At 64.3% G+C, this 16781-nt stretch carries 24 protein-coding genes and 1 riboswitch; of the genes, 16 read left to right on the forward strand and 8 right to left on the reverse strand.

All coding sequences use genetic code 11. The features are described 5' to 3' along the window. The first annotated feature begins 112 nt into the window (after positions 1–112). Positions 113–1096 carry a hypothetical protein gene (locus ACVWYP_RS09765; RefSeq protein WP_028342265.1) on the forward strand — a complete coding sequence of 328 codons (984 nt, stop codon included), beginning with the start codon at positions 113–115 and terminating at the stop codon, positions 1094–1096. Positions 1097–1115: 19 nt separating this feature from the next. On the opposite strand, the gene ACVWYP_RS09770 is transcribed toward ACVWYP_RS09765, so the two are convergent. Continuing rightward, positions 1116–1481, reverse strand: a complete 366-nt coding sequence (locus ACVWYP_RS09770) for a methylamine utilization protein (protein WP_304498475.1) — start codon at positions 1479–1481, stop codon at positions 1116–1118. A 217-nt stretch (positions 1482–1698) separates the two neighbouring features. Here ACVWYP_RS09770 and ACVWYP_RS09775 point away from each other — a divergent pair, with 217 nt between their 5' ends. After that, complete coding sequence (locus tag ACVWYP_RS09775; protein WP_304498476.1) at positions 1699–4608, forward strand: EAL domain-containing protein; 2910 nt, start codon at positions 1699–1701, stop codon at positions 4606–4608. An 88-nt stretch (positions 4609–4696) separates the two neighbouring features. Here ACVWYP_RS09775 and ACVWYP_RS09780 read toward each other — a convergent pair whose 3' ends face one another. Both ACVWYP_RS09780 and ACVWYP_RS09785 read right to left on the reverse strand, forming a co-directional pair. Next, positions 4697–5245, reverse strand: coding sequence for a sigma-70 family RNA polymerase sigma factor (locus tag ACVWYP_RS09780; protein ID WP_016847265.1), 549 nt, complete (start codon positions 5243–5245; stop codon positions 4697–4699). Further along, on the reverse strand, positions 5245–5448 hold the full coding sequence (locus ACVWYP_RS09785; RefSeq protein ID WP_018269610.1) for a NepR family anti-sigma factor: 204 nt from the start codon (positions 5446–5448) through the stop codon (positions 5245–5247). Before ACVWYP_RS09785 ends, ACVWYP_RS09780 begins: the two co-directional genes overlap by 1 nt. A 270-nt stretch (positions 5449–5718) precedes the next feature. Here ACVWYP_RS09785 and ACVWYP_RS09790 point away from each other — a divergent pair, with 270 nt between their 5' ends. After that, positions 5719–6531 carry a response regulator gene (locus ACVWYP_RS09790; RefSeq protein WP_016847263.1) on the forward strand — a complete coding sequence of 271 codons (813 nt, stop codon included), beginning with the start codon at positions 5719–5721 and terminating at the stop codon, positions 6529–6531. An 85-nt stretch (positions 6532–6616) separates the two neighbouring features. Here ACVWYP_RS09790 and ACVWYP_RS09795 read toward each other — a convergent pair whose 3' ends face one another. After that, a complete protein-coding gene (locus ACVWYP_RS09795; RefSeq protein ID WP_304498477.1) occupies positions 6617–7840 on the reverse strand; it encodes a cytochrome P450 in 1224 nt (407 codons plus the stop codon). Between the two features lie 113 nt (positions 7841–7953). On the opposite strand from ACVWYP_RS09795, the gene ACVWYP_RS09800 reads away from it, so the two are divergent. The 3 genes from ACVWYP_RS09800 to ACVWYP_RS09810 all read left to right on the forward strand — a co-directional run bounded on the left by ACVWYP_RS09800 (position 7954) and on the right by ACVWYP_RS09810 (position 9880). Then, complete coding sequence (locus ACVWYP_RS09800; protein WP_304500211.1) at positions 7954–8676, forward strand: TetR/AcrR family transcriptional regulator; 723 nt, start codon at positions 7954–7956, stop codon at positions 8674–8676. A gap of 124 nt (positions 8677–8800) precedes the next feature. Beyond that, the gene (locus ACVWYP_RS09805; RefSeq protein WP_304498478.1) at positions 8801–9682 is read left to right on the forward strand and encodes a DMT family transporter; all 882 of its coding nucleotides are present in this window, start codon (positions 8801–8803) and stop codon (positions 9680–9682) included. A 57-nt stretch (positions 9683–9739) separates the two neighbouring features. Then, a complete protein-coding gene (locus ACVWYP_RS09810) occupies positions 9740–9880 on the forward strand; it encodes a hypothetical protein (protein WP_155258615.1) in 141 nt (46 codons plus the stop codon). Between the two features lie 25 nt (positions 9881–9905). Here ACVWYP_RS09810 and ACVWYP_RS09815 read toward each other — a convergent pair whose 3' ends face one another. Continuing rightward, positions 9906–10148, reverse strand: coding sequence for a hypothetical protein (locus ACVWYP_RS09815; RefSeq protein WP_304498479.1), 243 nt, complete (start codon positions 10146–10148; stop codon positions 9906–9908). Between the two features lie 186 nt (positions 10149–10334). On the opposite strand from ACVWYP_RS09815, the gene ACVWYP_RS09820 reads away from it, so the two are divergent. The 4 genes from ACVWYP_RS09820 (at position 10335) to crcB (ending at position 11418) form a co-directional block, all read left to right on the forward strand. Then, entirely contained in the window at positions 10335–10511 is a 177-nt protein-coding gene (locus tag ACVWYP_RS09820) for a hypothetical protein (RefSeq protein ID WP_196238195.1), read from the forward strand. Between the two features lie 37 nt (positions 10512–10548). Further along, on the forward strand, positions 10549–10671 hold the full coding sequence (locus ACVWYP_RS09825; protein WP_304498480.1) for a hypothetical protein: 123 nt from the start codon (positions 10549–10551) through the stop codon (positions 10669–10671). Positions 10672–10732: 61 nt separating this feature from the next. Next, a riboswitch (Fluoride riboswitch) is annotated at positions 10733–10793 on the forward strand. Between the two features lie 68 nt (positions 10794–10861). Beyond that, positions 10862–11035: a hypothetical protein gene (locus tag ACVWYP_RS09830; protein ID WP_304498481.1), complete on the forward strand. Its 174-nt coding sequence runs from the start codon at positions 10862–10864 to the stop codon at positions 11033–11035. Further along, positions 11032–11418, forward strand: coding sequence for a fluoride efflux transporter CrcB (crcB, locus tag ACVWYP_RS09835; RefSeq protein WP_304498482.1), 387 nt, complete (start codon positions 11032–11034; stop codon positions 11416–11418). The genes ACVWYP_RS09830 and crcB overlap by 4 nt, the downstream gene beginning before the upstream one ends. Before the next feature lie 357 nt (positions 11419–11775). Here crcB and ACVWYP_RS09840 read toward each other — a convergent pair whose 3' ends face one another. Continuing rightward, positions 11776–12030, reverse strand: coding sequence for a hypothetical protein (locus ACVWYP_RS09840; protein ID WP_304498483.1), 255 nt, complete (start codon positions 12028–12030; stop codon positions 11776–11778). Between the two features lie 197 nt (positions 12031–12227). Here ACVWYP_RS09840 and ACVWYP_RS09845 point away from each other — a divergent pair, with 197 nt between their 5' ends. From ACVWYP_RS09845 to ACVWYP_RS09870, 6 genes are all read left to right on the forward strand, one after another. Next, complete coding sequence (locus ACVWYP_RS09845; protein WP_304498484.1) at positions 12228–12449, forward strand: hypothetical protein; 222 nt, start codon at positions 12228–12230, stop codon at positions 12447–12449. Positions 12450–12616: 167 nt separating this feature from the next. After that, entirely contained in the window at positions 12617–13297 is a 681-nt protein-coding gene (locus tag ACVWYP_RS09850) for a transglutaminase-like domain-containing protein (RefSeq protein ID WP_304498485.1), read from the forward strand. Between the two features lie 43 nt (positions 13298–13340). Further along, a complete protein-coding gene (locus ACVWYP_RS09855) occupies positions 13341–14273 on the forward strand; it encodes a DMT family transporter (protein ID WP_304498486.1) in 933 nt (310 codons plus the stop codon). 83 nt (positions 14274–14356) lie between these two features. Next, complete coding sequence (locus ACVWYP_RS09860; protein ID WP_016842983.1) at positions 14357–14539, forward strand: hypothetical protein; 183 nt, start codon at positions 14357–14359, stop codon at positions 14537–14539. Positions 14540–14673: 134 nt separating this feature from the next. Then, entirely contained in the window at positions 14674–14847 is a 174-nt protein-coding gene (locus ACVWYP_RS09865; RefSeq protein WP_196238193.1) for a hypothetical protein, read from the forward strand. A gap of 351 nt (positions 14848–15198) precedes the next feature. Next, a complete protein-coding gene (locus ACVWYP_RS09870; protein WP_028342254.1) occupies positions 15199–15591 on the forward strand; it encodes a hypothetical protein in 393 nt (130 codons plus the stop codon). Between the two features lie 165 nt (positions 15592–15756). On the opposite strand, the gene ACVWYP_RS09875 is transcribed toward ACVWYP_RS09870, so the two are convergent. Both ACVWYP_RS09875 and ACVWYP_RS09880 read right to left on the reverse strand, forming a co-directional pair. After that, on the reverse strand, positions 15757–16197 hold the full coding sequence (locus ACVWYP_RS09875) for a hypothetical protein (protein WP_304498487.1): 441 nt from the start codon (positions 16195–16197) through the stop codon (positions 15757–15759). 166 nt (positions 16198–16363) lie between these two features. Beyond that, positions 16364–16735 carry a DUF883 family protein gene (locus ACVWYP_RS09880; RefSeq protein ID WP_016842979.1) on the reverse strand — a complete coding sequence of 124 codons (372 nt, stop codon included), beginning with the start codon at positions 16733–16735 and terminating at the stop codon, positions 16364–16366. Positions 16736–16781 lie beyond the last annotated feature (46 nt).

Genomic DNA, 16781 nt, shown 5'->3' on the forward strand with positions numbered 1-16781 from the left:
TAAGTTAAACAAGTCCTTAAGTGTGTGGGCGGTTGGTTCAATGTTTAGTGGATGGGCGCGAGATACCGTCTCGGCGGTGCGCTCCTTTTTCGCCACGTGCCTTGCAGCGGTTTTGTTTTGTGTCGTAGCCGCGCGCAGTGCCGAGGCACATGTCAAATGGTTCTGTGCTTACGATGTCGCCGGTCAACCCCGCGGACTCGAGAATGTTCTTTGCCTGGATTTCGAGCTGCTGCTCGGCGTCGCCATTTTCTGGCTGTTTGCGGGTTGCCTGATCGAGCCCACCTCGCTGGGTGATGCCACGATCCGGGTGATGGACCGCGTCACCGAGGGACTGCGGCTGCGCACCGAATTGATGATCCGCGCCGTATGCGCGTTCTTCTTCATCTCGATCTGGGCCGTGGGCGGCATCCTGCTGACGCCCGAGTTGAAGACGACGTCGCCGTTCGTGGGCGCGCTGCAACTTGCGATCGCTGCCGGGATGCTGTCACGCCGCACGCTGCCGCTGTCGGCGGCGGGGATGGTGGTCCTGTTCGGGATCGGCGTGCGCGACTACGGTGTCTTTCACCTCGCCGATTACCCGATCTTTCTCGGTGTTGCCGCCTATCTTGCGCTCGTCGGGCTGAACAAGGATCTGTTCGGAATCCGGCCGATCGACGTGATGCGCTACGCCGCCGCGGTGACGTTGATGTGGGCCTCGGTCGAAAAATGGGCCTATCCGGAGTGGAGCTTCCCGCTGCTGATCGAGCATTCCGCGATGACGCTGGGCTTCGACAACGAGTTCTACATGCGCGCTGCCGGCATGGTGGAATTCACGCTCGCCTTTGCCTTGATCTGGACCCCGCTGATCCGGCGCTGCGCCGCCACCGTGCTGACGGGGATGTTCATCAGCGCGTGCTTCGAATTCGGCAAGATCGATACCATCGGACATTCGGCGATCATCGCCGTCCTGCTTGCGATTGTCGCCGACAACAAGGTGTTGTCGCGCGACCGCCGCGCGCCGTGGCTTGCCCCGGTCGCGCTCTGTGCCGCGCTGTCGGTGACCTTGTTCGTCTACTATTTCGGCCACGCCGCGATCTTCAAGACGTCGGTCCTGTAGATCGCCGCCGCCTGGGCGGCTATTTGGCGACGTGGACGGCGAGCTTCATCTTCGGATGAATACCGCACAGCACCGTGTAGTCGCCGGGCACCGAGAAGGTGACGTCGAACTTGCTGCCCGGCTGCTGGTCGCCCGAGTCGAAACTGAACGTATCGGTGCTCAAATAAGCGTGATGCAGCAGTTCACCGTCATCGTTAACGAATCGTAAAACCTCACCCCGCTTGATCGAGATCTGCGCGGGTTTGAATTCACGATCCTTCTGCGAAATGACATAAGGGGCTGCGCCCAAAGCGGCTCCCGCAAGCGCTCCAGTGACGATCGCCGCCGCAAATGGCACGCGACCGAATTGGCCCAGGCGCAAGGCGCGCAACAAGCCTGACTGCATAAGACCCCCGCTGAACCTCGAACACCAAATATCGGCTATCCCGGGCTGCAAGCGTGGCTCCCGGATTACCTGTAAGGGTGATTATCGCCAGCTGATCTTAACGATTTCAGCATGAGTTCCAGTCACTACTAAGGCAATTTTGAGCAGACAGTTATTTTCCGCAGTGCTGCGCGTTTCTGCGTAGCTTGAGTATCGAGCACTACGGCGAAACGCGGGCATGGACAGCCTATTTGGCAACCTCAAGGTAAAGAGCGGTGCGGCCTTTCGGTTCGCAACCGGCCGCCTTTCGCGTCTTGCCCTGACCAAGGGTTCGATCCGCAGCCAGATTCTGATTTTTTGCCTTGCGATGAGCGCCGTTGCGGTCGCCCTCGGCGGGTACTCCATCCTCGGCATCCGCCATGCCGGCGATCTGGTGGCCAAGACGTTCGACGAATCCCTGATGTCGATCAACTATGCCCGCGCGGCCGGTGCGGATTTCGCCACGATGCGGGTCGCCTCGTCGCAGCGCCTGCTGACCACGGATCCGGAGATCCGCGCCAATCTCGATGGCCAGATTGAAAAGCTCGCGAAGACGCTCTCGGAAGATTTGGCTATTGCTGCCGATCGGTCGCAATCCTCGCGCGCCGCGCAAGCCGCCGCAAAGGTTCAGGAAGCCGCCGACGCCTGGATGGCGCTGCACCGACGCGCGATCGGATCGTCCACAGAGGGAAGCGCGGTGGCTGATCCGCGCGCACCGGGTGCGACGGTCGGCGATGTCGATCGCTACTCCAAGATCGTCAGCCAGCAGGTCGAGCTGCTGGTCAACTATACGGCCGGCGATGGCTTTCTGTTCCGGCAGAAGGCGCTCTCGACGATCAAGCGGGACCTGCAGCTCAACGTCGCCGGGCTGACCGTCGCGCTGTTTCTGTCGGCCCTGTTTTCGTGGCTGCTGGCGCGCCGCATCATCGGACCGGTCGCGATCGCATCGCGGGCCGCGCGAAGCATCGCCGGCGGCGACCTCGACGCGACCATCCCCAAGGGCGGTACCGACGAGCTTGGCACGCTTCTGACCGCCATGGAAACGATGCGCGACAACATCCGGCGCATGGTCAATCAAGAGGTATCGCAACGCCGCTCGGCGCAGGCACGGCTTTCCGATGCGCTTGAAACGTCGCGTGAGGGCGTCGTGCTGCTCGACGCGGACGGCCAGGTCGCGCTGGCCAACTCGCGCGCGAGTGAATTCATCCGTCTCTCGCCGCAGCTTCTGCAGTCGCATCCGCTCGATGCCGCCAGGCTGGCGCCCGCCGACGGTGACATCGGCGGCTTTGCGAGTGAGGCGCAGCTTTCGGATGGACGCTGGCTGCGCGTCAGCCGCAGCGAGACGCAGGAGGGCGGCGTCGTTCTCGTCTACAGCGACATCTCCGCGCTGAAGCAGCAGAAGGCGGAGCTGCACGCCACCAATTTGCGGCTCGACGCGGCGCTCACGCACATGTCGCAAGGGTTGTGCCTCTACAACAGCGAGGCGCGGCTGCAGGTCGCCAATCGTAGGTTCTGCGAAATCTTCGATATATCGCCGGAGCTTGTCGTTCCCGGAATGACCATGGAGGAGGTGCTCGACCTGAGCATCGCCGCAGGCAATCACGGCGAGCGGACTGTCGCCGACCTGCTGGCGGAGCGCGAGCGCTCGATGGCCCAGCACGACGGCAACTATCTGCAGCATCTCAGCGATGGACGGATCATTGCGATCGCGCAACGGCCGACGTCCGATGGCGGCTGGCTCGTCACCTGCGAGGACGTCACCGAACAGCAACGGGCGGAATCGCAGATCGCGTTCATGGCCCGGCACGATGCGCTGACCAAGCTGCCGAACCGGACGTTGCTGGCCGAACGGATCGAGCTGGCGGTTGCGCAGGTCGGCCGCGGGCTCGGCTTCGCGGTGTTCTGCCTCGATCTCGATAATTTCAAGCAGGTCAACGACACGCTCGGGCATCCGGTCGGCGACGAATTGCTGTGCGCGGTCGCGGACCGGCTCAACGCCTGCGTCCGTGAGGTCGACACCGTCGCGCGTTTGGGCGGCGACGAGTTCGCGGTCATCCAGTGTGGCGTCCAGGGCGGAGACGAGGCCGAACGCCTCGCGCGCCGCATCGTGGAATGCGTGGGCGCGCCCTACGAGCTGAACGGGCATCGCGTCGTCGTCGGATGCAGCGTCGGCATCTCGATGTCGCCGGGCGACGGCACCACCGGCGAGAAGCTCCTGAAGAACGCCGACGTCGCGTTGTACCGCGCCAAGATGGAAGGCCGCGGCACCTGGCGCTTCTTCGAGCCTGCGATGGACGCCAGCCTGCAGCGGCGACGGGCGATCGAGCTCGACCTTCGCGAGGCGATGGCCAAGGACGAGTTCTCGTTGTTCTACCAGCCGCTCTACGATCTCCATCTCGACCGCATCTGCGGCTTCGAGGCGCTGCTGCGCTGGCATCACCCCAAGCGCGGGCTGGTGTCGCCGGACCAGTTCATCCCGATCGCGGAAGAGATCGGCCTGATCGGCCCGCTGGGAGAATGGGTGCTCAATCGCGCCTGCGAGCAGGCGACGACCTGGCCCGGCGAGATGAAGCTCGCGGTCAACGTCTCCGCGGTCCAGTTTCGTGATGCCGACTTCATCGACGTCGTTGTCAACGCGCTCGCGGCGTCAAAATTGTCGCCGCGCCGGCTGGAGCTCGAAATCACCGAGTCCGTGTTCCTCGCGAACAGCAACGAGACGCTTGCAACGCTGCACAAGCTGAAGGCGCAGGGGCTGCGCATCGCGCTGGATGATTTCGGCACCGGCTATTCGTCGCTGAGCTATCTGCGCAGCTTCCCGTTCGACAAGCTCAAGATCGACAAATCCTTCGTGCGCGACGCGACCGCGACGCATGGATCGAAGTCGATCGTCCGCGCCGTCATCAGCCTCGGCAGAAGCCTCGGCATGACCACGATCGCGGAGGGCATCGAGACCGTCGAGCAGCTGGATCATATGCGGGCCGAAGGCTGCAACGAGGCGCAGGGCTTCCTGCTCAGTCACCCGGTCCCGGTGACCGAAATTGCGGCCAAGATCCTCGAATTGAGAAACGGCTTCAAGCCGGCCTCCGTCAAGACGGCGATGGCCAGCTGATGGCGCGCTGAGCGTCACCCGGCCTTGCAGGCCAATATAAAAAGGCGGCCCGCGGGCCGCCTTTTCTCATTTATCGCCGTGGTCGCGCTTAGCCGCCATTGCCGCCGATCACGGCGCGCACGGTGTTGTCGGGGCCGAAATCCTCGGCGCTGTCGACATAGAGCAGCGCGGAGAGCTTCGATCGTGCGCGGTTGACGCGGCTCTTGATGGTGCCGACCGCGCAGCCGCAGATCGCCGCGGCATCCTCGTAGGAGAAGCCGGACGCGCCGACCAAAATCAGCGCCTCGCGCTGGTCCTGCGGCAGCTTTTCGAGCGCGGCGCGGAATTCCTCGAACTCCAGATGCGCCGCCTGCGAAGGCTGGCTCTTCAGCGTCTTGGCGTAGTTGCCCTCGGCATCCTCCACCTCGCGCCGCCGCTTCCGGTAGTCGGAGCGAAACAGGTTGCGCAGGATGGTGAACAGCCACGCGGGGAGGTTCGAGCCGGGCTGAAACGAGTCGATGTTGGCGATCGCGCGCAGCAGGGTCTCCTGCACCAGATCGTCGGCGCGGTCACCATTACCGGACAGCGAGATCGCGAACGCGCGCAGGCTCGGGACCGACGCAAGGATATCGTCGCGAAGTTCATTCGTGAGAGGCATTAGTCCCCTCCATTGTTCTTGTCGGTATCGCCCCCGGCGACGGCCGCCGCCGCTGCCTCCGGCCCGTCGAGTTTGCGGATCAGCTCCGCAAAGCGGTCGGGTACGCCCTGTCGCACCACGTCATCGTACATGGCGCGAAGCTGGTGGCCGATTCTCGATTGAATCTCGGCGTTGAGACCGCCCTGCTTCTTTACTTCCTTCATGATGTGATCCACGCTTCCCCGGGAGTTAAGTCTCTGATTTCCAAGTCGTTTCCTCGAAAAAAGAGGCTGGCCGCGTTGCCTCGTCGGTCTGGAGCTAATGCAAAGTTGCGCAGAAAGTTCCGGAATGCTGGAACTATTTCGTGGAACTTTTTCGGCTTTCGCGCGTAGTCGGGCATGCAGGGGAACCGGGGGCGCCCCAGAACTGGATTCTGGCGCCCCCAGACAACGGGTTTCAGGCCACCAGGCCTCACGAACAAGGATGGAGTGGGAATGTCCCGATCGCAGATCGTTGCCGAACACCTTCCGCTGTTGCGCCGTTACGCTCGCGCACTGACCGGAAATCAGGCGTCGGGGGACGCCTATGTCGGGGCCATGCTCGAGGCCCTGTTGCAGGATGGATCGTTGCTGGACCAGACCCACGGGCCGCGCGCCGGCCTGTTTCGGCTGTTCACCCAGATCTGGAATTCGGTGTCGGTGAACAACAACGACAATGCCGACGTGGCGACGCTGTCGCTGCCGCCGGAGCGGCGGCTGTCCAACATCACGCCGCTGCCGCGCCAGGCCTTCCTGCTGCTGTCGCTGGAGGGCTTTTCGGAGGAGGAGGTCGGCTACATTCTCGGCACCGATATCGCCGAGACGCGCAAGCTGACCGATGCCGCCGGCCGCGAGATGGCCGCCGAGATCGCCACCGACGTCCTGATCATTGAGGACGAGACCTTCATCGCCATGGACCTCGAGAGCCTGGTGAAGAATCTCGGCCACAACGTCATCGGCGTTGCGCGCACGCATTCGGATGCGGTGGCGCTCGCCAAGAACAAGAAGCCGGGCCTGATCCTCGCCGACATCCAGCTCGCCGACGGCTCGTCGGGCCTCGATGCCGTGAACGAGTTGCTGCGGACCTTCGAGGTGCCGGTGGTGTTCATCACCGCCTATCCCGAGCGCTTCCTGACCGGCGAGCGGCCGGAGCCGGCATTCCTGATCTCAAAGCCGTTCCAGCCGGCGATGGTGTCGGCAGTGGCGAGCCAGGCGCTGTTCTTCCAGCGCAACTCGCGCAACCGCACGCCGCGCGCGGCATCGGCATGAGCTGAATTTACGCAAGCGGCAAAAATCCAGGCCGGCGTGCCGAAAGGTACGCCGGCTTTTTTTGAGCGAGCCTTCGATCGTGACGTTACTTCGGCGTCACGAGGACCGGCATTGTGCTGAGCGCCCGCAGGCCCGAGCTGTCGCGGAAGGCCGTGGGGCCTGCAATCTCGAACTGCTTGACGCGGCTGGCGAGCGCTGTGATCACGGCCTCGGCTTCCAGCCGCGCCACCATCTGCCCGACACAGCCGTGGATGCCGACGCCGAAGCCCATGTGTCCGGACAGCCGCCGTCTGACGTCGAATTGGTCGGCATGCTCCCAGCGCGTCTCGTCGCGGTTGGCGGAGGCGAGCAGCAGCAGCACCTTCTCGTGCTTGCCGATCCTGACGCCTGCAATCTCGGTGTCATGCGGCGTGGTGCGGAACACGAACGGCGCCGGTGAATCGAAGCGCAGGGTCTCGTCGAATGCCGCGCGCGACAACGACGGATCGGCTGCAAGCAGCGACCACTGCTCGGGATGGCGCGCAAGCGTGTACAGCGCCATGCCGATCGCGCTGATCGTGGTGTCGAGCCCGGCCGAGAGCAGCGAACGCACCAGCAATGGCGCTTCCTCCGCGCTGATCTCCCCAGCGTCGGCCGCCTCATAGACCTGCGCGCCAAAACTGCCCGGGCGCAGCGCCTCGCGCTGGCAGCGCGCCGCGACCCAGGGCAGCACGCGCGGCGCCTCTTTCATCAGGTTGCGGAAATAGTCGTTCTCGGGCCCGAAGCCGGCGAACACCATCGCGCCATAGGTCAGGAAGTTCTCGCGGCCCTCCTGGTCGATGCCGAGCGTGTCGGGAAACACGCTGACCGGAAACACCTCGGCGATGTCCCTGATGGCGTCAAACGATCCGCGTTCGACCAGCCCGTCGATCAGCCGCGTCGCCGTCGCCTTGAAGTCATCGGCAAGCCGCCGCATCGCGCCGGGCGAGAGGATCCGCGCCAGCACCGCACGGGTTCGCGTGTGCAGCGGCGGATCGGCTTCCAGCACGATGCTTGGCGGCCGCCACGGCTTTTCCTTGAAGTGGTTCGCAAGCCCCGCGCCGCCGGCGTTACTGAAATTGACATGGTCTCCGAAGATCGTCTTGACCTCGGCAAAGCGCGGCACCGTCCAGATGTCATATCTGGTCAGGCGGATGACCGGCGCCGCGGCACGCAGCTCCGCATAGGTGCCGTAGGGATCGGCCCGCGTCGCCGCGCTGAACGGATCGAAATCGCTGCGGACAATTTCGCCTGCAAGGGGGGTCGCAAGGGGGCTCGCATCGGTGCTCATCGGATCCTTCCGTCTTGTCAAGTTAATTGACCATAGTCAATTAACTTGCATATTGCAAGGGCGGGGTTGCCATCGGGGCGGGTGCGCGGCATGGAGGCGCGAGGCAGATGGGGATGTCGATCGTGGAGCGAGCCAAAGGCGCACGGCGCTTTCAGCGCAGGGCGCGCCAGGAGGCCGACAAGGAGGCGCTGAAGGCGCTGATCCTGGAAACCGCGCGCAAGGAGTTCGCCGCCGGCACGCTGGAGACCGTATCGATCCAGAAGATCGCCGACGCGATCGGCTACTCGAAGGGCACCGTCCTCAAATATTACCCGACCAAGCTGTTGCTGCTGCTCGCGGTGAAGCAGCAGAACCTCGAGGCGGTCGCCGAACGCCTCGAGCGGGTTCGCGCGGAGACGGCCGACAGCGAGTTGCGGCTGCGGCGCGTGATGGAAACCTATCTCGATTACTGGGCCGACAATCCCGATCACTTCCGCTCGCTGTTCTCGATGTCCGGTACGATCGAGGACCGCCGTTTTCCCGACGGCGTCTATTTCGGCGAGACCGAGATCGCGCGCCGCAGCTACGAATTGTTCGTGGTCTCGGTGCGGGAATTTCTGGCGGCACATGGCGCCGAGCCGGCGCCCGGCCTGCCGCAGCGGCTCGCGACCGCGCTGCTGGCGGCGACCCACGGCGTGGTCGCGCTGACGCTCGGCACGCCGACCATGAAACTGCCCGACATGCGCGGCACCGGCCGCCTGCTCATCGCAAGCCTGATCGATGCCTGGACGGCCAGGCTTGCCGCCGCGCGGAAAAGCGACGGCTGGCCGCGGATCACGATCGGCACCTTCGCCTGACGGCGCGGTGTCCGAAGGTCGACGCCCGGTTATTCGCGCGTGCCACGCGTCCCTGCATATGCGACGCGCCCCTCATACGCCAAGCGATGTGGAATCCCGTGCCTTCGCCTGCTAAGCGCGGCCCATGGATACGACGCAGCGCGATAGAACGGTGGGCTTTCTCTGCCTGGTGGTGACGGCGTTCGGCTGGGCCCTGAACTGGCCGCTGATGAAGCTGCTGCTGCAGCAATGGCCGCCGCTGTTCGCCCGTGGGCTTGCCGGCACCTGCGCGGCGGTGATCCTGGGCACGCTGGCGCTGGCCCGCGGGCAGTCGCTCGCGGTGCCGCGCGAGGCGATCCCGCGGCTGCTGTTCGCTTCCTTCACCAATGTCTTCGCCTGGATGGGCTTTGGCACCATCGCGATGAAATTCGTCACGGTCGGCGAGGGCGCGCTACTCGCCTACACGATGCCGATCTGGGCGATGCTGTTCGCATGGCCGGTGCTGCACAGCCGCCCGACGCTGCGGGATCTTGCGGCGCTGGTGCTCGGCGTCGCCGGCGTTGCGCTCCTGCTCGGCGGCAATGGCTTTGCGTTCAGCGCCGACAAGCTCTCCGGGATCGCGCTGGCGCTCGCCTGCGCCATCCTGTTCGCGCTCGGCAACGTGCTGAATCGCAAGCCGCTGCCGATGCCGCCGCTCGCAGTGGTGGCCTGGCAGGTCGGCATCGGCTGTCTCGTGATGCTCCTGCTCGGCATTCTCTTCGAGCATCCGAACTATGCCGCGATCACGCCGCTCGGCCTCGGTTGCTTTGCCTACATGACGCTGATGCCGATGGGCATCTGCTATCTCACCTGGTTCGAGACGCTGCGCCGCCTGCCGCCGACATCGGCGTCAACGGGCATGCTGCTGGTGCCGGTCATCGGCGTGGTGTCGGCCGCGATCATTCTCGGTGAGCCACTGGGGCTGCGCGAGATCGGCGCCATGGCACTGACGCTCGGCGGCGTGACGCTGGCGCTGCAGCGGGCTTGACGCAAAGGAGGGAACGGACATCGGCGCATTGCGTTCTCCCGAAAAGGGAGCTTGGCCATGCGCAAAGCGATCGCGCGGCTTGATGCTGAGCAGAGGGCGCAACTGCTTTATCTCGCAGATCTCGGCACGGCGATGTTCACGTCGGCCCTCGTGGTGTGCATCCTGAAGGCGATTGTGGACCTGTTCGCCGCCGGTTGATCGTCACCATGCTGCCAACGCGCCGTCATTCCTCCTGCGGCGCGTCGCTCTGGGTGTGCCCATCCGGCCCCCGGTCAAACACCCCATAATCGCTCGATTTCACTCCTGCCGCCCCGTCGGTGCCAATGCCGGCCAGACCGAGCTTGAGCAGCTCGCGGACCGCCGCAGCGCGGGTCGGCATGCGGTGCTTGAACCGGAAATCGTCGAGGGCTGCCAACTCCTCTGGCGACAGCATGACCTGAAGCCGTTCAGCGCGAAGCTCATTCATCGCAAAACACCCAGACTTAGCTTGTTGAGTAATTTGCTAAACCGCCAAACTCGCGTGAGGTTCCACCGGTTGAGACAAAAATGCCAATTGAGTATTATTAACAAATGAAATCAATAACTTAGATAAAAAAATTTGGGAACGATCCGGCTGCCCGTCTCGTTATGTCGAAGTCGCTGGAGAGATGCTATGGCCAACCAAGTCAAGCTTCCCCGCAAGCTGTCCGACGAGCCGGAAGCCCCGAAACCGCGGCGCCCGAGCCACGCGAAAGTCATTGAGCAACTGGACCGCTGGGCCAACAGCCCCGGTCTTCAACCGCCAAAGGTCGATAATGCAGAGGACGATTCAAAAGCGGAAGCGATCTGAACCCCATACATTCGAGCAGCGCCTCGAGGAACATCGTGTGCGACTTGAAGGCCTGCTCGCTCAATTGCCGCGTGGTGTCGAACGCGAGCAGATTGTCGCGCGCATCGATCAGCTCCGGACAGCCGTCGAATTGAACGCGATGCTGTCGACGACCGGCTAAGCCGAGAAGCGAAACGGCGGAACGGCCACTTGCTCCTGCCGCTCCGCTCGCCTACCATCGCCATGTTGATGGGGATGGAGTCCCCCGATAACCGCCGCAAGGCTGATGACTCCTACCGGGCGCGACAGCGTCGGTAGGAGCATGCGCCACCGCTGACCCGCCGTGTCCCGCGAATGAGAAGGGACAGCGCATGACGGGTCTTCCTGGTTCACTCTCAATCGCGTTGTCGCTGGTCGGGTCGATCTGGCTCGTCGGTGTCGTCGCCTTGCTGGTCGACGCGCCGGGCGAGCTGGTCGCTGCGGCCTTCGTGTTTGGGGTGCTGGCGGGCTTCGTCGAATGGCGAGCCGGAAAGGTGAAGCATTGAACGTTCAGTTGTTGGCGGCGGTCGCGATCGGCGGTTCGCTGGGATCGGTCGCGCGCTATCTGGTGGCGATCGGCGCGGGGCGCCTGGTCGGCGCGGAATTTCCCTGGGGCACGCTGGTGATCAATATCGTGGGTTCGTTCCTGATCGGCGTGTTCGCGGAGTCGTTCGCGCTGAGCTGGAATGCCAGCCAGGCGATGCGGGTGTTCCTCACCGTCGGCATTTGCGGCGGCTTCACCACGTTCTCGACCTTCTCGCTCGATGCGATCGTATTGATGCAGCGCGGCGAGCTGTGGGCGGCCGGCACCTATATCGCAGCCTCCGTCGTGCTCTCGATTCTCGCGCTGTTCGGCGGCCTGCTGCTGGTGCGGGCGTTCACGACTTGATGGTCAGATAAGCGGTCGCTTTTCCGTCATCCTGAGGAGCGCGGAACGCGCGTCTCGAAGGATGCACGGCCAGGCTAGTGGCCGTACATCCTTCGAGACTCGCTTCGCTCGCACCTCAGAGTCTGACTCAAAATAAGTCTTTGAAAACCAAGGGACGCGGTGCCGGGCTCTTAGGAGGTAATAGATTCCTCCCGATCGGAATCCTCTACGAATTAAGCGCTTTCGCAACAGCGATCCGAGGTTTCTGTTCCGATGATGCCCGCCGCAAGATGTTGAAATGACTCGATTTCATTTTCGGTCAGGCTCTCAGGATGACGGGGCGAAATTGACGAATGGATATACCAGTCTCGCTAGGCGCTAATCAGTCGCACGGCGGCCGGTGCGTGGATTGATCGGCGACGTCGGGCGCCGCCGCAGCGCCTCGGGCAGGAACGGCTCGCCGCGCTTCGGCGTGGCGTCGGCACGCACATCGGCGGCCCATTGCGCGCGTTCGTGCGGCGTCTGGTTGTCGTTGAAGGTTCGCTTCACATCGACCCCGCCGACGGGATCGTTGACGCCGTTCCGGCTGGCGGGACGGTCGACGCCGCTGTGGATGTCACTGGAGTTGCCCATCGCGGCCTCCGAACTCGGTTGATCAAGGTCTGATCTGGATAAACGTGGCGCGCGCAGGCGCCGTTCCAAACAAGCGCCGTTCCAAAAAAGTGAAGGGCCGGAGGTATCGTCTGCCGCCCGGAATCCTTGGCGCGTCCGGGGCCAGCCGGTAGGATGGAACCCGGATGGTAGCCAGGAACCAAGGGAGAGACCGGGGAATGAAGCACGTCGACGTCGCGGTGATTGCTGCCACGCTGTGGCTGCTGGCGTCGATGGTGCTGGACATCCTGACGCCGAAGTCGATCACCGCGCTCATGATCGCCGCCGCGCTTGCGCCGCCGTTCCTGATCGGGATCGGCATCCATTTCGCACGCCAATACTTCAAGGCGAAGCGGCGCGGCTACCCGTCACCGCGGTTGGATGAACACTTCGAGAACTAGAGCGTTTTCGAGCGAAGTGGGCACCGGTTCACGTGAAGGAAACGCGTCAAACTATAATCCAGAGCCCCGTTTCGATCTAATTGGAGCGGGGCTTCGGCGGGACAGGGCTGCCGGAAGGGCCGCACGTGCTGCATTGAACTGCGCAGATGGCTTGCTAAGCTTATGCCATGACCGAGCAGCTCCCCGATACGATCAGCCGCCTCTACACCGACCCAGGCGAATATGTCGACAGCGACCATCCCGCCGTCGAGGCGTTCGCCCGCGCCGCCGTTCCGTCTGACGCCAGCGTGCGCGACAAGGCGCGCCGGCTCTACACCGCGGTGCGCGACGGCATCCGCTACAACCCCTATGTCAGCATGCGCTCGCCCGAGAGCTACCGGGCCTCGAGCGTGCTCGCCGCCGGCAACGGCTACTGCGTCGGCAAGGCGGCGCTCTATGCCGCGGCCTGCCGGGTCCACGGCATCCCGGCGCGCGTCGGCTTCGCCGATGTGCGCAACCATCTCACCACCGAGAAGCTGCGCCAGAGCATGGGCTCGGACCTGTTCACCTGGCACGGCTTCACCGACGTGTTCGTCGATGGCGCCTGGCGCAAGGCGACCCCGACCTTCAACGACACGCTGTGCGCCAAGCTCGGCGTCAAGCCGCTCGATTTCGACGGCCACGCCGACGCGCTGCTGCATCCCTTCGACGGCGAAGGGCGCGCCTACATGCAGTATGTCAACGACCACGGCAGCTATCACGACGTCCCCGCCAAATTCCTGATGCGCGAGATGGCGCGCGAATACGCCAACATGCAGGGCGAGGATCTCGCCGGCCGCGACATGGAGCGCGAGGCGGCCGAGCAGTAGCGGACGTGTGAGCCGATCGCGCGCCGGCTGAGGGGGCGGTGTCATGGATGCGGAGCCGCCGAAAGCGCAGGCGCAGGTCAGCCGCCCCGCCAAAGGCTGGGAGGACGCGGTCGCGCTGACCGGCTTCATCCTGGTCGCGGTCGGGCAGGCCTCCAACCAGGTTCTGGCGCGCGGGCTTGCCGGCTCGGTACCGCCGTTTTCGCTGGCCTTCTTCCGCTGGAGCATCATCGCCATCGGCCTCGCGCCGTTTGCGATCGCGGCGATCCGCGACGGCAAGATCCCGCTGGCGCAGAACCTCTGGCCGATCCTCGCCGCCGGCTTCCTCGGCATGTTCCTGTGCGGCGCCCCGGTCTACATCGCCGGCATCACGACCACGGCGATCCACATCGCGCTGATCTTCGCGTTGTCGCCGATCATGGTGCTGCTGATCTCGGCGGCGCTCGGCATCGAACATATCGGTCCGCTGCAATGGCTTGGTACGGCGCTGGCGCTCGGCGGCGCGCTCTTGATCGTCTCGGGCGGTCATCTGGAAACGCTGACGCAATCGAGCGCGGCCTGGGGCGATCTCCTGGTGGTCTGCGCGATGCTCGGCTGGTCCGGCTACACGCTGCTGCAGTCGCGCGTCGCGCCGCGCGCCTCGCTGCTGGCGCGGGTCAGCCTGTTCTCGGCGGCGGGCGCGCTGTGCTCGCTGCCGCCGGCGCTCCAGGAGATGTGGGCCACCCCGGCGGAGGTGTTCAACACCCGGGCGTTCGAGGCCTATGTCTTCGCCGGCCTCGTGCCCGGCCTGATCGCCTATGCGGGCTTCGCCTGGCTCGGCGCGCGGTTCGGCTCGGTGCGGAGCTCGCTGGTGCTCTACGTCGCGCCGATCGCGAGCGCCTTCCTGTCCTGGATCATCCTCGGCGAACCGCCGAAGCTGATCCATCTGGTTGGCGGTCTTTTGATCCTCGGCGGCGTCTGGGCGAGCCTGCGCAAATAGACCCAGTTCCCTTCCAAGGTGCAACCTTTTCCGGCCTCGCGCGTTGAATCCAGCGTTGATTCAAGAGCTTAGTCGGAGGTCGTATGAATCTTACTCCCCAGCAGCGCAAGGACCGTGATGCGCAGCGCCAGCAAGACGCATCGCAGGCGATGAAGGAGCATCGCGCCAACGAGAAGGCGTTCTACGACAACTTCCAGCGCCTCAAGGCCGAGCGGCAGGCGCGCGAAGCCGCGGAGTCAAGGAAGGCGCAATCCGCTTCGAAATAAGCGCCAGGAGCCACACCAACCATCCGGATGGCCGGATCTGACCGAACGAGAAGGAGCGGAAGCGAGGGGGCGAGCACGGCGCAAGCGAGCTCGCCCCGAAGACGAGAAATCTCCAGGCTTATGGAGGACGTCAGATGTACTTTGCCGATCAGAAAACGGTCACCTGCAAATGCGGTGAGCCCTTGAGCGAATTGATGCTCGTCGACGACCAGACAACCGGAATCAAGTTTCACGTCGGTCGTTGCCCGTCATGCCGTGAAGTGACGGTTGTTCGATCCCAGGATATGCCAGCCAACGACAATGCCTGACGCGGACGGTCCTCTCGCGCGTGGGAGGACCGGGCCTTTGGTTTCAGGTTTTCGATTGCGACCGGTGAGCGACAGGCCGGCTGACGCATCGTTCGCGGCACACCAGAAAAAGAGCAGGGCGCGACCGGCATCACCACGGTCGCGCCCTACGTCGCCGGTCAATGGGGCAGGGGGAATAACCGGCTCTTCCAATGACTCGCAGACCCCCTGAGTCGTTCCGCGCAAGCGAAAATATTTTCGTACACGGTTAAGTGATGGCCGGACGCGAGAACCCCGCGGGTTTCGTTCGCGTTGTGTCCGGGATCGCCAAGGGATCGTCGAGCGAATTTCCATGGGGCGAGGGACATCACCATGTCAAAGATTCAGATGGGAATTTTCGCTGCGCTGGCGGCTGGGCTGACGCTTGGCGCCGTCCAGCTGGCATCGGGCCACGATCTCATCGGCGGCCAGCAGGTCACCACTGCACTGGCGCCGGAGAGCGCCGTCAATCGCGCCGCCAAGACCGACCGTGCCACGGTTCCAGTCACCGGCCTGCCGAGCCGGACCGTTGCGCTGAAGGTCGAGCGGCTTCCCGATACGTCGGTGCTGGTCCGCGTCCCCGTGGCCAAGGAAGAGGCGCGCCATCGCCCCGCAGTGCCGGCTCGGGCACGGCCCGGCGACACCCGCAAGGTGGCCTGCGAGCCGGTGGTCAGCGTGCTGACCGAAGTGGCCAAGCTGCTGCAGCCCGGCCGCTGCGTGACCTGAGCAGGGCGCACAGTCGGTCTAATATCATCGCCCGGCTTGACCGGGCGATCCAGTACGCCGCGGCCCATCGGCTCAATCACAATCGTCTCTGGAATACTGGATCGCCCGGTCAAGCCGGGCGATGACATCGTTGGTTGCGGTTTGCACCTTACCGGGCAACGCAGGCTATTCCTCCTCGTCCGCCTCGCTGCTGCTGGCAGCGCTGCGGCTTGCCATCAGGCCGAGCGCGAGGCCGCCGACCGCCAGGAGCGGGATCAGCCGCTTCACGCCGATGGCCCGCACGATCTGCAGGCCGGTGGCGACCACCACCGGATCGGCGAACACATTGGCCGCGGCGGCCTTTGCCGCCTTCTCGGCGCGGCGGCGCATCTCGCGCTTGCGCACCATGTAGACGCTGGTGGCGATCAATGTGACGACAAGAAACAGCGCGGCGCCGGCGAGGCACGCTTCCACCGGCCCGTAGTGCTGCAGCACGTAGACGAAGGCCGCCGCGCACAGAAAGGCGATGGTGATGAACAGCGCGATCGCCGTGGCCGCGGCCAGCGACGTCAGCCGCAGCGCGTTGCCGGTGGAGTCCTTGACGTCATTGATCAGCCGCTGAAGCATCGACCAGCCCTGCCCTGAATCTTGCCCTGATTCTTGCCTTGAATCTTGCCCTGAAGAGTGCATCGACAAACGCGGCGGCGGCGCGCCAGCGCCGCCATCGCATCCAGAACGGTGGTTTTCGCATGATCGCCACCATGGGGCTCATTCCCCGGAGACCGCAGACTGCCTAGCGGCGCCAGGTGACGCCGATCAGAAAGCCGAGACCGAGTGCAAGGCCGACCGTCGCCAGCGGCCGCTGCGTGATCATATCTTCCAGCGATTCCTCGATCGAGGATGCGGCATCCTGCGCCGCGCCCATCATCGCGCTGCCGCGCTCCGACATGTCGTCGAGTGTATCTTCCGCACTGGCGCGCGCATCCTTGTAGCGGCGGCGGGCCTGCTTGCCCGCGTTGTTGGCAAACGAGTTCAGCGCGTCGGTGATCTGTTCGGTGAGGGCGGCGATATCGTTTTTCACGGCGGTGACATCCTTTTCGAGGCGTTCGTAGGTCGCTTTGTCCGTCATGTTCTTGATCCCAAATGCGCTGTCCGTGCTCGACATCGAAGGCTCCCGGAGAACTTGCGTGCTGGAACAAAAACGCGCCGCG

This window comes from Bradyrhizobium sp. USDA 3262, from assembly GCF_054060035.1.

Excerpts from the sequence above, each read along its gene's own strand:
- ACVWYP_RS09770 (WP_304498475.1), bottom strand. The coding sequence starts at position 1,481 with ATGCAGTCAGGCTTGTTGCGCGCCTTGCGCCTGGGCCAATTCGGTCGC.
- ACVWYP_RS09775 (WP_304498476.1), top strand. The coding sequence starts at position 1,699 with ATGGACAGCCTATTTGGCAACCTCAAGGTAAAGAGCGGTGCGGCCTTT.
- ACVWYP_RS09780 (WP_016847265.1), bottom strand. The coding sequence starts at position 5,245 with ATGCCTCTCACGAATGAACTTCGCGACGATATCCTTGCGTCGGTCCCG.
- ACVWYP_RS09785 (WP_018269610.1), bottom strand. The coding sequence starts at position 5,448 with ATGAAGGAAGTAAAGAAGCAGGGCGGTCTCAACGCCGAGATTCAATCG.
- ACVWYP_RS09790 (WP_016847263.1), top strand. The coding sequence starts at position 5,719 with ATGTCCCGATCGCAGATCGTTGCCGAACACCTTCCGCTGTTGCGCCGT.
- ACVWYP_RS09795 (WP_304498477.1), bottom strand. The coding sequence starts at position 7,840 with ATGAGCACCGATGCGAGCCCCCTTGCGACCCCCCTTGCAGGCGAAATT.
- ACVWYP_RS09800 (WP_304500211.1), top strand. The coding sequence starts at position 7,954 with ATGTCGATCGTGGAGCGAGCCAAAGGCGCACGGCGCTTTCAGCGCAGG.
- ACVWYP_RS09805 (WP_304498478.1), top strand. The coding sequence starts at position 8,801 with ATGGATACGACGCAGCGCGATAGAACGGTGGGCTTTCTCTGCCTGGTG.
- ACVWYP_RS09810 (WP_155258615.1), top strand. The coding sequence starts at position 9,740 with ATGCGCAAAGCGATCGCGCGGCTTGATGCTGAGCAGAGGGCGCAACTG.
- ACVWYP_RS09815 (WP_304498479.1), bottom strand. The coding sequence starts at position 10,148 with ATGAATGAGCTTCGCGCTGAACGGCTTCAGGTCATGCTGTCGCCAGAG.
- ACVWYP_RS09820 (WP_196238195.1), top strand. The coding sequence starts at position 10,335 with ATGGCCAACCAAGTCAAGCTTCCCCGCAAGCTGTCCGACGAGCCGGAA.
- ACVWYP_RS09830 (WP_304498481.1), top strand. The coding sequence starts at position 10,862 with ATGACGGGTCTTCCTGGTTCACTCTCAATCGCGTTGTCGCTGGTCGGG.
- ACVWYP_RS09840 (WP_304498483.1), bottom strand. The coding sequence starts at position 12,030 with ATGGGCAACTCCAGTGACATCCACAGCGGCGTCGACCGTCCCGCCAGC.
- ACVWYP_RS09845 (WP_304498484.1), top strand. The coding sequence starts at position 12,228 with ATGAAGCACGTCGACGTCGCGGTGATTGCTGCCACGCTGTGGCTGCTG.
- ACVWYP_RS09850 (WP_304498485.1), top strand. The coding sequence starts at position 12,617 with ATGACCGAGCAGCTCCCCGATACGATCAGCCGCCTCTACACCGACCCA.
- ACVWYP_RS09855 (WP_304498486.1), top strand. The coding sequence starts at position 13,341 with ATGGATGCGGAGCCGCCGAAAGCGCAGGCGCAGGTCAGCCGCCCCGCC.
- ACVWYP_RS09860 (WP_016842983.1), top strand. The coding sequence starts at position 14,357 with ATGAATCTTACTCCCCAGCAGCGCAAGGACCGTGATGCGCAGCGCCAG.
- ACVWYP_RS09865 (WP_196238193.1), top strand. The coding sequence starts at position 14,674 with ATGTACTTTGCCGATCAGAAAACGGTCACCTGCAAATGCGGTGAGCCC.
- ACVWYP_RS09870 (WP_028342254.1), top strand. The coding sequence starts at position 15,199 with ATGTCAAAGATTCAGATGGGAATTTTCGCTGCGCTGGCGGCTGGGCTG.
- ACVWYP_RS09875 (WP_304498487.1), bottom strand. The coding sequence starts at position 16,197 with ATGCTTCAGCGGCTGATCAATGACGTCAAGGACTCCACCGGCAACGCG.
- ACVWYP_RS09880 (WP_016842979.1), bottom strand. The coding sequence starts at position 16,735 with ATGTCGAGCACGGACAGCGCATTTGGGATCAAGAACATGACGGACAAA.